This window comes from Chungangia koreensis, assembly GCF_042651785.1.
GTDB classification, from domain to species: Bacteria; Bacillota; Bacilli; order Bacillales_A; family Planococcaceae; genus Chungangia; species Chungangia koreensis.
This window is the reverse complement of the sequence record NZ_JBHSEC010000003.1, coordinates 23377-35788: the sequence shown is the minus strand read 5'-3', so window position 1 is coordinate 35788 and position 12412 is coordinate 23377. Positions and strand designations below refer to the sequence as shown.

At 41.8% G+C, this 12412-nt stretch carries 13 protein-coding genes; 9 read left to right on the top strand and 4 right to left on the bottom strand.

The window, feature by feature from the left end:
* Positions 1-189 precede the first annotated feature (189 nt).
* From spxA to pepF, 4 genes are all read left to right on the top strand, one after another.
* Positions 190-585, top strand: coding sequence for a transcriptional regulator SpxA (spxA, locus tag ACFOZY_RS03460; protein ID WP_378152572.1), 396 nt, complete (start codon positions 190-192; stop codon positions 583-585).
* 247 nt (positions 586-832) lie between these two features.
* Positions 833-1501, top strand: coding sequence for an adaptor protein MecA (gene mecA / locus ACFOZY_RS03455; protein ID WP_378152302.1), 669 nt, complete (start codon positions 833-835; stop codon positions 1499-1501).
* A 129-nt stretch (positions 1502-1630) separates the two neighbouring features.
* Positions 1631-2731, top strand: a complete 1101-nt coding sequence (locus ACFOZY_RS03450) for a competence protein CoiA (RefSeq protein WP_465251155.1) — start codon at positions 1631-1633, stop codon at positions 2729-2731.
* A 51-nt stretch (positions 2732-2782) separates the two neighbouring features.
* Complete coding sequence (gene pepF, locus ACFOZY_RS03445) at positions 2783-4600, top strand: oligoendopeptidase F (RefSeq protein ID WP_378152300.1); 1818 nt, start codon at positions 2783-2785, stop codon at positions 4598-4600.
* 402 nt (positions 4601-5002) lie between these two features.
* On the opposite strand, the gene ACFOZY_RS03440 is transcribed toward pepF, so the two are convergent.
* The 3 genes from ACFOZY_RS03440 to ACFOZY_RS03430 form a co-directional block, all read right to left on the bottom strand.
* Entirely contained in the window at positions 5003-5803 is an 801-nt protein-coding gene (locus tag ACFOZY_RS03440; protein WP_378152298.1) for a DsbA family protein, read from the bottom strand.
* Positions 5803-6201 carry a globin domain-containing protein gene (locus tag ACFOZY_RS03435; RefSeq protein WP_378152296.1) on the bottom strand — a complete coding sequence of 133 codons (399 nt, stop codon included), beginning with the start codon at positions 6199-6201 and terminating at the stop codon, positions 5803-5805. The genes ACFOZY_RS03440 and ACFOZY_RS03435 overlap by 1 nt, the downstream gene beginning before the upstream one ends.
* A gap of 198 nt (positions 6202-6399) precedes the next feature.
* Positions 6400-7035, bottom strand: coding sequence for a lytic transglycosylase domain-containing protein (locus ACFOZY_RS03430; RefSeq protein WP_378152294.1), 636 nt, complete (start codon positions 7033-7035; stop codon positions 6400-6402).
* A gap of 162 nt (positions 7036-7197) precedes the next feature.
* Here ACFOZY_RS03430 and yjbM point away from each other — a divergent pair, with 162 nt between their 5' ends.
* The 3 genes from yjbM to ACFOZY_RS03415 are packed head-to-tail and all read left to right on the top strand — an operon-like array spanning position 7198 to position 9576.
* Positions 7198-7872 (top strand): GTP diphosphokinase, encoded by a 675-nt coding sequence (gene yjbM / locus ACFOZY_RS03425; protein WP_378152291.1) that lies wholly within the window; start codon positions 7198-7200, stop codon positions 7870-7872.
* 2 nt (positions 7873-7874) lie between these two features.
* Entirely contained in the window at positions 7875-8675 is an 801-nt protein-coding gene (locus ACFOZY_RS03420; RefSeq protein WP_378152289.1) for an NAD kinase, read from the top strand.
* Positions 8668-9576, top strand: coding sequence for an RluA family pseudouridine synthase (locus ACFOZY_RS03415; protein WP_378152287.1), 909 nt, complete (start codon positions 8668-8670; stop codon positions 9574-9576). Before ACFOZY_RS03420 ends, ACFOZY_RS03415 begins: the two co-directional genes overlap by 8 nt.
* Here ACFOZY_RS03415 and prpE read toward each other — a convergent pair.
* A complete protein-coding gene (gene prpE / locus ACFOZY_RS03410; RefSeq protein ID WP_378152285.1) occupies positions 9557-10300 on the bottom strand; it encodes a bis(5'-nucleosyl)-tetraphosphatase PrpE in 744 nt (247 codons plus the stop codon). The genes ACFOZY_RS03415 and prpE overlap by 20 nt on opposite strands.
* A gap of 95 nt (positions 10301-10395) precedes the next feature.
* On the opposite strand from prpE, the gene mgtE reads away from it, so the two are divergent.
* Both mgtE and ACFOZY_RS03400 read left to right on the top strand, forming a co-directional pair.
* Positions 10396-11769 (top strand): magnesium transporter, encoded by a 1374-nt coding sequence (gene mgtE, locus ACFOZY_RS03405; RefSeq protein ID WP_378152283.1) that lies wholly within the window; start codon positions 10396-10398, stop codon positions 11767-11769.
* Between the two features lie 66 nt (positions 11770-11835).
* Entirely contained in the window at positions 11836-12198 is a 363-nt protein-coding gene (locus ACFOZY_RS03400; RefSeq protein ID WP_378152281.1) for a hypothetical protein, read from the top strand.
* Positions 12199-12412 lie beyond the last annotated feature (214 nt).

Genomic DNA, 12412 nt, shown 5'->3' with positions numbered 1-12412 from the left:
ATACCCGCTAAATACTTATGATTTTGTCGAATGCTAAGACATACGAATTATTTTTTTGAAACATATTTTCAAAAGGTCAAAAATGGTGTATAATTTAACCAAGATGAAATAATTTAAAATCATTCTAAATTATATGCTGAATGTTTAAATAAATCTTACTACCCAGTTGAAAGGGAGTGCTTCCATATGATGGTTACCTTATATACTTCTCCAAGTTGCACATCTTGCAGGAAAGCAAAAGCGTGGCTTGAAGAACACGAAATACCATATAAAGAACGGAACATCTTTTCCGAACCGTTATCTATAGGTGAAATTAAAGAAATTCTTCGTATGACTGAAGATGGAACTGATGAGATCATCTCGACAAGATCGAAAATCTTCCAGAAGTTGAATGTGGATGTGGAAAATCTTCCACTACAAAAACTATATGAACTTATTCAAGAACATCCAGGACTTTTAAGACGACCAATTATCTTGGATGAAAAGAGACTTCAAGTCGGTTATAATGAGGACGAAATCCGTCGTTTCTTACCGCGGAAGGTCCGTGCATTCCAGCTTGCTGAAGCTCAACGCATGGTCAACTAATTTAAAAACTAACGGCCGGCAGGTTATCTGTTTCTTGTACAAAGAAACCTGCCGGCCTTTTTATCGCAATTTAGGGTTGATTTCCATGGAATACTCAACTAAAATGCATATACTATTCTAAATAATTGAATGCCAATGAATCCTTTTCAAAATTGAGAAGTCAACATACAATAAGAATAGACACTGTATTGCATTTATACGGAAATTCTGAACACCCTAAAAATACCGATGGAAGGAGAGGTGTAAAATGGATATCGAACGTATCAATGAAAACACCGTGAAATTTTACATTTCATACATCGATATAGAAGAACGAGGCTTCAGCCGTGATGAAATTTGGTTTAACAGAGATAAGAGCGAAGAACTCTTTTGGGAAATGATGGATGAAATTGATGATGAATCAGATTTTGAAATCGAAGGTCCTCTCTGGATCCAAGTCCATGCAATGGACAGCGGTTTGGAAGTAACCGTGACAAGGGCTTACTCAGCTAAAGACGGTCAAAAGTTTGAACCGCCATTCGATATGGATGAAGCGAAAAAAATGTTCCAAAGTGATGATGAATCCTTTAATGGAATTCAAGGTTTGGATGACTTCGCTAAATATGAAGAACCGTCTGATGAAGACCAGAAGGAATTCACTTTTGTCTTAAATGACTTCGACGATCTAATTCCACTGTCTGAGCGGATGATGGAAATCGCTGATCTTGAAACGTCACTCTACTTTTTTAACGAGCGATATTACCTGCATGTCAAGGTTGAAATCGAGGAATACTCGAATGAGGAAATCCAAGATATTGTCAGCATGCTTTCTGAATTCGCTACAAAAACGAATGTTACGATCTACCGTTTAGATGAGTATGGCAAACTAATAATGGAACACGATGTATTTGAACATGTGTTAAAATATTTTGGCTAAACGTCAGCCCCTTAAGTTGGAGTAATCTAATTGAGGGGCTTTTTTTTGACTTGAATAAATGAGTGAATATTCATACAATGATGTTGGAGGTGATGAATCATTCTAACTGCAGTTTCAAAGGCGAATGGTTTGATTACGTTAACAAGACAGCACAAACGGCGAGAGTTGGAGGAATGGAGGAGAAGCGACAACTTCTTTTGTCCTCAATGTAAAGGGAAACTAATTTTAAAAGTGGGACAAGTGGTCATCCCACATTTTGCACATATTTCGTCAAATGATTGCAGCAGCGCATTTTCAGAAGGTGAATCTGCAGATCATTTAGCCGGTAAGCAACAGTTATATGAGTTTTTTCAATCGTATTATCCAGTTCAATTGGAAGCCGTATTAGATAAGATTAAACAGAGGCCGGATCTATTGGTGAATAATCGGTTTGCTATCGAATATCAATGTAGCCCCATTCCAAAAGATTTGTTTGATCACAGAAATGCAGGCTATAAAGAAATAGGCATAAAGCCTATATGGATAATACGGACACCCACAACGCTGCAGGAATTGTCAGATGGCATACAACTGTTCAGCCTTTCCAAGTTTCAACAGCTTTTCATCCCCCGTCGGCCACTAATTGGTCAAACTCTCCTTACATATGACAATACCAACAAAAGTTTCTTATATGCTTCCCATCTACTACCAGTCCAACAAAACCAGGTTATTGCGAAAATCAGAAGACTTCCGATCGGTTCACAACAATTCCCTTTCTTACTCGTTAATCCTCCAACTAAGAGAGAACTCAAAATCTATGAAAAGATTTATAGTAGTAAAAGAAGGAGATTCCTTTCTTCCAGGGTGCTAACAAGCCGTAAAGGGCTCAAGGATCGATTTCTGCGGAATTGCTACATGTTCCGTATTCGTCCTGAAGAGCTTCCTTCATTTATAGGTATGCCGACTGCTGGCTCAGAAATCTTTGAGGGGCATGCAGTAGAATGGCAAGCGAATCTGATTTTCCATGTGATTGAAAATGGGATGGAGGATCAGTCTTTGGACACTTTCATAAATAGACAACCCCATCTCGATCGGAATCTTGCATGGGCAGCGGTAAACAATTTTTTGCTTTTCTTGGATCAGCTCGGACTATGCCCACTAACTCCTGACTGTTTACGCAAGTCGGTTCCTGTCGAAATTCTTTTTGAACTCATAACTCCCCATTTTCTTGCAAAGCGTTATGAAAATTGAGAAAATAGGTTTATACTTTCCATCAAGAATGGGAATAAAGGGGGACTTCCGTTGACGACAGACACAACTAACAAAGTATTGACACGCGGAGAAGTACCCGCTGAGCTGACTTGGCGGTTAGAAGACATTTTCGCGACGAACGAAGAATGGAATAAAGAATTCGATGAAGTAAGTAAATTGGCTGATCAAGCAGCACAATTCCAAGGAACTTTAAACCAGGGGCCCCAAGCTTTGCTTAAGGCACTAACATTCCGTGATGGAATTTCTGAACGGTTGCAGAGGCTTTATACATATGCCCATATGCGCTACGATCAAGATACGACGAATAGCACATATCAAGCGATGGACAGCCGGATCAAAACACTATATGTAAAAGTATCAACGGGTCTTTCGTATTTGGTACCTGAAATCCTTTCATTGAGCGAAGAACAGTTAAAGTCTTACGTTGAGCAAGAAAAAGGCTTGCAAATGTATCGCCAACACTTGGAGGAAATTAATAAGGAACGTCCTCATGTATTGCCTGCCGAGCAGGAAGCATTACTTGCTCAATTAGCAGAGGTGACAGGTTCCTCTACGGAAACTTTCATGATGCTGAATAATGCTGATCTTGAGTTCCCGTTCATCAAAGGTGAAAATGGTGAGGAAATTCAATTGACGCACGGCCGTTACGTTAACTTCTTGGAAAGCTCCGACCGCTCTGTTAGGGAAGGTGCTTTCAAAGCAATGTATGACACTTACGGTAAGTTCAGAAATACATTTGCCACTACGCTTGCAGGAAATGTAAAATCGAATAACGTAAATGCCCGTGTCCGAAATTACCAGTCTGCTCGCGATGCTGCCATGTCCGAGAACCATATTCCGGAGGAAGTATACGATAACCTTGTCGGTACAATCAATAAGAACTTACATCTTTTACACCGCTACGTAACACTGCGTAAAAAAGTGTTAGGGGTAGATGAGCTTCATATGTACGACTTATATACACCACTCGTAAAAGATGCCAATATGGAAATCCCATACGAAGAAGCGACGGAAACGATGCTGAAAAGTTTTGCTCCACTTGGAGAAGAATACGTTTCCATCGTCCGTAACGGTTTGGAAAATCGTTGGGTAGATGTTCTTGAGAATAAAGGAAAACGTTCCGGTGCTTATTCTTCTGGTGCTTATGGAACGAATCCGTATATTTTGATGAACTGGCAAGATAACGTCAGCAATCTTTTCACACTGGCTCATGAATTTGGTCATAGTGTTCATAGCTACTATACACGGAGTAATCAACCGTACATTTACGGAAACTACTCCATTTTCGTAGCGGAAGTTGCTTCTACGTCAAATGAGGCATTACTGAATGACCACTTGCTAAAAACGATTGATGACGAGCAAAAACGCGTGTACTTATTGAATCATTGGCTCGAAGGGTTCAGAGGAACAGTCTTCCGCCAAACGATGTTTGCTGAATTTGAGCACCTGGTTCACCAATTGGATCAAAATGGCGAAGCACTTACTGCGGATAAATTGACGGAAGTCTATTATGACTTGAACAAGAAATACTTCGGTGAGGACATTGTAGTAGATGAGCAAATCGGCTTGGAATGGGCTCGAATCCCTCACTTCTATTACAACTACTATGTCTATCAATACGCAACCGGCTTTAGTGCTGCTACAGCGTTAAGCAAGCAGATTCTTGAAGAAGGCGCTCCTGCAGTGGAACGCTATATCAAAGAATTCTTGAAAGCTGGCTGCTCAGATTACCCGATCAACGTATTAAAGGCTGCTGGTGTTGACATGACAACATCTGCGCCAATCGAAGAAGCATGCCGAGTATTTGAAGAAAAATTGAATGAGTTGGAATCCTTATTATTGAAATAAGGAGGAAAGGGAGGGTGAATATAATTCACTCTCTTTTATTATGGAGAAATAATGGGCGATAATATGTTAACGCAATACGTAAGCAGATTCCCGCAATACTGAATCGATAATCCGCAATACCAATTGCATTTCGCGCAATATGAACGGAGTTTTTTGCCATACAGTTACTATCAACCTTATCGTCATCAGCAATCATCCGAAGATAGTAGAATACGAAGTCGCTTACACTTTGACAACTTTGTGAAATTAATCTCAAACTGTTGAATGCAATATTATTCTGTGATAATCTTTAGATGTGAAATAATTCACAAGCAAACATACACCCCTTTTTGTTTGAACGTGAACATTTCTCCCATCCCCTTTGTGAAATAGGAAAGACCCATTCCAGTTGGAATGGGTCTTTCACGTTGTTTTAAACTTTTTAGTGCGCCACAATTTAGTGTTCTTAAACGCTTCACATTCAATGTTTTGCTGCAACATTCTTTTCTTCAATTCACTTTCGGCTGCTTTCTCACTGATTTGATAAATTGCAGCAATTTCTTTTGTTGCTAACGAATCGTATTGGGTAAGGAGAACATCAAGTTCAGGCGGTTCGTTACGTACTAATTCGGAACCGATCAATTCCTCTAAAATCTTTTCATACACGGCATAAGGATAGCTGCCGCTTACTTTTAATCCCTCATCTTCAATTCGTTCATTGAAATAGACAATGCTTGGCACGATATCGACTTCCATTTCCCGTGAAATGTAAAGGTCACATTGGAATGACTTTAAAACTTCAGGGGAATTTAAGTCTTGTACGAATTCTTCCATATCGAGTCGGGATTTTTCGGCAACCGACAGTAGACACCCTAATTTCGTAACATTTTTATGCTCTAAGAAAAAGGCTTCCTGGATTTTGGAAAGGAATAGATTCCCTGCCTTTTTCCCTTGATATTCAGCAGCCTTGATTGCAATGCTCGGCAGGAGCGGATGGCAAAACTCTTCATGTTCTTCTGGCTGTTCACTTTCAATGAGCCTTAGTTTTGTCCGGATAATATACCTTAGAGTAAAGTACTTACCATACTCAATCTGTAATTTCCGGATCATCGGCTGAAGCTCCCAGCAGTCATGGCAAAGGGGATCTACAAATACATAAAGCTCAATCGGCTTATTCGGATTTGCAGGCTCGATGATGTCCGGGGGAAGCGTGAACCGATCCACTAGAATTCCTCCTCTTCGTCGTCAGGTGTATTGACCATATGATGTGCTGTCATGACGAGTCTTTTGAAGTATTCTTCCCTGAACGGACCTTCTAATCCCACTTCATCCATGGCCTCCGACATACATTCCAGCCATGCTTGTGCACGAGCGGGTGTAATAGGAAATGGGCTATGGCGAGCTCTCATCATGGGGTGCCCATGTTCTTGAGAAAATAGATTCGGTCCGCCCAAGTATTGAGTTTGAAATTGCTTTTGTTTACGTGCAGTTTCCGTTAAATCATCTGGGAAAATCGGTTTTAGCAAAGGGTTTTTTGCGACATTCTTATAAAATATATCAATTAGCTGTGATAGCTTTTCTTCACCAATTTGTTCGTAAGGAATGACGAATTTGCGTGTCATGGAGTACGCTCCTTCACGTGTATAGTAAAGTCATTCTATCAGCCTGCCTATAAATTCTCAAATAAATCGTCTTTCTGATTGGGTTTGTACCTCTTAAACTATTGGATTATTTACTTCATAATTTAACGAATTGGAAATCTTAATTCCACAACAAAAAAATCTGCCACTTTTGTAAAGGGCAGATCAATTATTAACATATTATCCTTGAAAATTGGAAAGGACTTTTTTCACATAGTTTTGTGTTTCTTGGAATGGCGGGATTCCTCCATATTTTTTCACATTTCCTGGACCAGCGTTGTAAGCTGCAAGTGCCAGATCGACTCGGTCATCGAACTGGTCGAGCATTTGACGTAAATATTTAGCTCCACCCATTACATTCTGGCCTGGGTCAAACCGGTCTTCAACACCTAAGAACTTAGCTGTCCCGGGCATCAGCTGCATGAGTCCAGCTGCACCCGCTTGACTGACTGCTTGAGGATTGAAAGAAGACTCCTGCTGAATGACTGAATGGATAAGTTTAGCCGGCACGTTAAACTTTTGAGCGGCTTGGTTTATTAAATCAGCCCAGTCACCATCCGAAGTAAATCCACTCGTTTGACTGCTTACATCATTTGGAACGAAAACTGGAGCTATACCGCTATAGTTCAAGCTCTGATTTAGAAATGCCTGTGATTGGCTCGACATGGATTCGGTCATGGAGTCAGGATCCATCAATTCAGTGATCATCTCATTGAATACAGTCGAAACCGTATCGGACTGCGCATATGTCTGAACTGCCCCTAGTGTTTGGAGGGCATTGATTTCCATTAATGATTTTAAAGAGCGGATATCCAAAGTAGCTTGTCCTCTCCTTTCTTACTGTTTCCTATTTTACATCAATTTTAATCGAATAAAAAGGATTGATCTACACTGCGCCAGACACTTTCCTGTGATAAAATATGAACATGGAAAGTCTGGGGCAAACCCGGCTTTAAGAGAGAACAGGGGGTTCGTTCCATGGGACAATGGGATCGGTTTCTTGAACCTTATAAACAAGCAGTAGATGAACTGAAAATTAAATTTAAAGGCATGCGGGCGCAATATGAAATCGAGAATGTCCATTCACCGATTGAATTTGTCACAGGGCGGGTAAAGCCTCTTGCCAGCATTTATGACAAATGCTTGGAAAAAGGGGTTTCTTTTGAACCTTCCAGAAAACTTGCCGAGGAACTGCAGGATATTGCAGGACTTCGGATCATGTGCCAATTCGTCGATGATATCGAAACGGTCGTTAACCAATTAAGGATGCGCAATGACTTGCGTGTCATCGAAGAAAAGGATTATATCGCAAAAAATAAGGAAAGCGGTTACAGGTCGTACCATATGATTATTGAATATCCGGTACAGACGGTTCACGGGGAAATCCAAATTCTTGCTGAAATCCAAATTAGGACGTTAGCGATGAATTTCTGGGCTTCCATTGAACACTCATTAAATTATAAATATAAAGGGTTGTTCCCTCAGGAAATTCAATTGAGATTGAAACGTGCGGCCGAGGCAGCATTCAGCCTGGATGAGGAAATGTCACAAATCAGAGATGAAGTCCGGGAAGCCCAAAAGTATTTTAGTGAGTACAAGGAAACGCCGAACACGTACTTCCAAGCGAAAAACGAGGAAGGTGAACAAAAATGACGATGAGATTTGCAGTGCAATCGCGGAATGATGATTTATCAAACGAATTAATGGAGCGGGCCAAAACGTATTTAACGGATTTTGGCTTGATTTTCGATGACGCAGAGCCGGATGTGGTTCTTTCCATCGGTGGGGATGGTACTCTTCTCCATGCTTTCCATCGATATAAAGAGCGTCTTGATGAGGTTGCGTTTGTCGGTATTCACACCGGACACTTAGGCTTCTATGCAGACTGGAAACCGGCCGAAATTGAAAAATTAGTCATCTCCATTGCGAAGCATGACTTCCAAGTGATTGAGTATCCACTGCTCGAAGTGAAAGTGGAATATACAAACAGAAATCAGAGCGCGACCTTCTTAGCTTTAAATGAATCAACAATCAAATCTCCGGAAGTGACGCTTGTCATGGATGTTGAGTTGAACGGTGCATTGTTCGAGCGGTTTAGAGGTGATGGACTCTGTGTCTCCACTCCAACCGGTAGTACGGCATATAACAAGGCACTTGGCGGTGCGATTCTTCATCCATCGCTTCCTGCGATACAAATGACGGAAATGGCTTCCATCAATAACCGGGTGTTCCGGACAGTCGGTTCTCCGCTCATTTTGCCATCCCACCATAATTTGGTGTTAAAGCCGGTAAAGGGGCCAGATTTCATGGTGACGATTGATCATTTGCAGATTTTGCAGAAAGACGTTAAATCTGTTCATTATAGAGTAGCAAAGGAACGTGTGCGATTTGCACGCTTCCGTCCATTTCCATTCTGGAAACGGGTGCATGACTCGTTCATTGACAGTAATGACTAAGAAACGTTTTCAACTCACTTTTACCGCAGAACAGGACGGGCTGCTATTACGTGACGCCTTGAAAAATTGGGGCATTTCAAAACGTACGTTGACGGCTGTTAAGTTTTCAGGCGGGGAATTGATCGTGAATGGAGTAGAACGGACGGTCCGCCACTTGTTAAGTGAAGGTGATCTCGTAACGATAGTGTTCCCGCCAGAAGAAGTCAGTGAAGGGATTTCTATTGATGAAGGGGAACTCGATATCGTTTTTGAGGATGAAACACTATTGGTGATCAATAAACCCTTTGACCAAGCAACGATTCCATCATTTGAACATCCAACCGGAACGGTAGCGAATTTTGCTGCGTATCACTTGAAAAGGAAAGGGATCCCATCGACTGTACATGTTGTGACACGGCTCGATAGAGATACTTCGGGCCTTCTCTGTATGACTAAAAATCGTCATGTCCATCATTTAATGGATGTCCTTCAAAAAGAGCGGAAACTTCAAAAGTTTTACGTAGCCATTGTACATGGTCATATGAAGGAAGATTTCCTATCGGTCATTGCACCGATTGGTCGAAAAGAAGGAAGTATCATCGAACGAAAAGTAAGTGAGGAAGGGCAATATGCCCATACGGATGTCGAGGTGCTAAAGCGTATAGAGCGGGGAGGACAACCTTTTTCAGTCATTCGTTTAAAACTTCATACCGGAAGGACCCACCAAATCCGTGTTCATATGAGTCACATCGGACACCCGCTTACTGGAGATGATCTGTATGGAGGGGAAAAGGGGCTGATTCAGCGCCATGCCCTTCATTGCCATGAGCTGTTGTTTCCCCATCCAATCACAGGCAACATGTTGCAGCTTACTGCACCATTACCGGATGATATGAGCCGATTCATCCATCAAAATGAGTGAATTTCTCCTCTAAATAAGGCATGGACGAGGGAACTGAAACAGTTTCCATTTCCGGATAACGAAGAGCTGTGAGCTTATTGCCGAATACACAACCCGTATCTATATTGACAGTATTATTTATGAAACGTGGCTCTTTTACGGGCGTGTGTCCGTAAATAATGGTTTGGCTGCCCGCATATTTTTTTGCCCAATCTCTCCGGACCGGTCTGCCGTCCGGATGTTTTTCGCCTGTAATATCGCCATATATGGCAAATGTGATAATGCTTTTATTGATCGGTTTACCAATCATGTCAGCCCGGATTCCGGCATGGACCAGTATGAGTTTACCGTCATCCAGTTCCGAATAGACCGGGAATGATTCGTAAAATCGGATATACTGTCTTCGAACGCGATTCTGCTCTTTTCCTGATAATGTTTTGAATTCGGCCACGGTTGTTTCCAGTCCATGTGTCTGTTGGACGTTACTGCCTTTCATGAACCGATATAATTTGTTGCAGTGATTTCCCGGGGAATAGGTTAGTTGGCCGGCTTCCTGTAGCTTAAATAGCAACTCCAATGTCGCCAAAGACTTGGGGCCGCGATCAGTGGCGTCACCAACGAATGCAAGGTGTCGTCCCTCAGGATGTACATAAATATCATTTTGTTTCTTGTAGCCGAGTTTTGATAAGAGTTGGATTAATTCATCAAAGCAACCATGGATATCACCAATAATGTCGTATTTCACCAAAAACACCCTTTGACAGTTTCTATTCGGTCATGCTAAGTTTACCCTTTAATGGACTTTTTCAAAATAACACAAGCGGAAAGGAGGGAGTCAGATTGGCAGAGGAACGGTTTGAACGCGAAGAGCTTCCATTCGATTTGGACTTTTTGGATAGCCTTTTATTAAATGAAGATTATGAAGGTTTCCGTGAAGAATTCTTACAGCTCCACCCCTATGATCAGGCAAAATTTTATGAAAAGGTGAGCCCTGATAGTAGGCAGATTATCTACCGATTCCTATCTCCAAAGGAAATGGCCGAGATATTTCAGGCAATCGAGTTAGATAATGATGAATATGAAGAGTTCATGAAGGAAATGGACCATCGTTATGCTGCAGACATGCTTTCTTTGATGTATACGGACGATGCGGTGGATGTTTTGAATGAACTGGATAAGACACAAGTCGCCAGTTATTTAACGATAATGGATCAGGAGTCCGCACAGGAAATCAAGGATCTTCTCCATTATGAAGAATACACGGCCGGTTCCATTATGACGACGGAGTATGTAGCGATTCCTGAGAATTCGACCGTTCGCTCGGCGATGACGATTCTGCGCAATGCTGCTCCCGAAGCCGAAACGATCTATTATTTATTTGTTGTTAATGAAGATAACCAGCTTACAGGGGTAATCTCTTTAAGGGATCTGATCATCGCTGATGAGGACACGCTCATCCGCTCCATCATGAGTGATCGTGTCGTCAGTGTACCCGTTAGCGAAGACCAGGAAGAGGTCGCCCGTACAATTAAGGACTATAATTTCCTCGCTGTACCGGTTGTCGATTTTCAGAATCACTTACTTGGAATAATCACAGTCGACGATATTATCGACGTCTTGGAAGAAGAGGCATCCGATGACTACTCGAAACTTGCTGGGGTTGCCGATATGGATACGATTGACCGTAATCCACTTACCGCAGCTAAGAAACGCTTGCCATGGCTAATCATCCTGTCATTCCTTGGTATGATTACGGCGAATTTGATGGGGATGTTTGAAAATACACTCGATCAAGTTGCTTTATTAGCAGTATTCATTCCGCTAATAGCCGGAATGGCAGGAAATAGCGGTACACAGGCGCTCGCAGTAGCTGTCCGCGGTATCGCAACAGGGCAGCTTGAAGATGAGAGTCGATTGAAGCTCTTGCTTCGGGAAGCTGGAACAGGTCTGCTGACGGGCTTAACATGTGGAGTTATCATTACATTTGTCATTTATTTATGGAAACATGAACTGCTTTTAGGCTCCCTTGTTGGTGGAGCAATCTTCGGATCCATCTTTGTTGCGACGATTGCCGGTTCTTTTATTCCACTACTCATCCACCGAATGAAAATTGACCCGGCAGTGGCTTCGGGGCCTTTCATCACAACATTGAATGATATTATAAGCATCCTCATTTACTTAGGATTGGCGACAATGTTCTTGAGCCAGTTATAAGGATGGGCGGGCACACCTTTTTTTCGCTATGCATACTATAAAGAAAAAAAGGATGTGCCTTTTACTTTGCAAAGCGAACCGCTCCTTTTCATAGCAGGACCGCCCATTTTCACGAAAACGAAAGAAACTGCCTACAACAGCTATGAGGAAAGCACTTCAGTTTATACGAAACCATTTACCCCTTCGAGAGATTTGACTCCGATTAAACAACAGCTTCAATTTTTGGACTCCCCATTCCAACGTCATGTGTATCGGCCACTGACGTTTCGTCTAACGGATGGGAGTGAGCTGCTTGGTGTCGTAGATAGCTTGTTCGAGGACCATGTGGTCGTCCGTCTGGAATCAGACACAGAGGATTCCGAATTAGTCGAAGTGCACTTGGGCGATTTAGAGAAGATCGTCTGGCAGGGAAAAGTTTTTAAAGTTTGAGTAATATTGGGAACCTTGCACAGCCTAAAAAGGTATGCAGGGTTTTTTGTTTGGATAAAACAGTGGACTTTGTGACGATTAAAAATTTCTCCGCAATTGAGAGCGGTAATACTGGGCGTAATATGCGCAATAGTTTGAATGAAAACCGTAATTCTCTCTACAATAGGTATGTTCAAACAGCAATATTAGACCGAATTTCTGCTCAAGATAAAAA

What these genes read in the sequence shown, in the direction of transcription:
- mecA (WP_378152302.1), top strand. Translation starts at nt 833, where the DNA reads ATGGATATCGAACGTATCAATGAAAACACCGTGAAATTTTACATTTCA.
- ACFOZY_RS03415 (WP_378152287.1), top strand. Translation starts at nt 8,668, where the DNA reads ATGACTAAGAAACGTTTTCAACTCACTTTTACCGCAGAACAGGACGGG.
- ACFOZY_RS03420 (WP_378152289.1), top strand. Translation starts at nt 7,875, where the DNA reads ATGAGATTTGCAGTGCAATCGCGGAATGATGATTTATCAAACGAATTA.
- yjbM (WP_378152291.1), top strand. Translation starts at nt 7,198, where the DNA reads ATGGGACAATGGGATCGGTTTCTTGAACCTTATAAACAAGCAGTAGAT.
- spxA (WP_378152572.1), top strand. Translation starts at nt 190, where the DNA reads ATGGTTACCTTATATACTTCTCCAAGTTGCACATCTTGCAGGAAAGCA.
- ACFOZY_RS03435 (WP_378152296.1), bottom strand. Translation starts at nt 6,201, where the DNA reads ATGACACGCAAATTCGTCATTCCTTACGAACAAATTGGTGAAGAAAAG.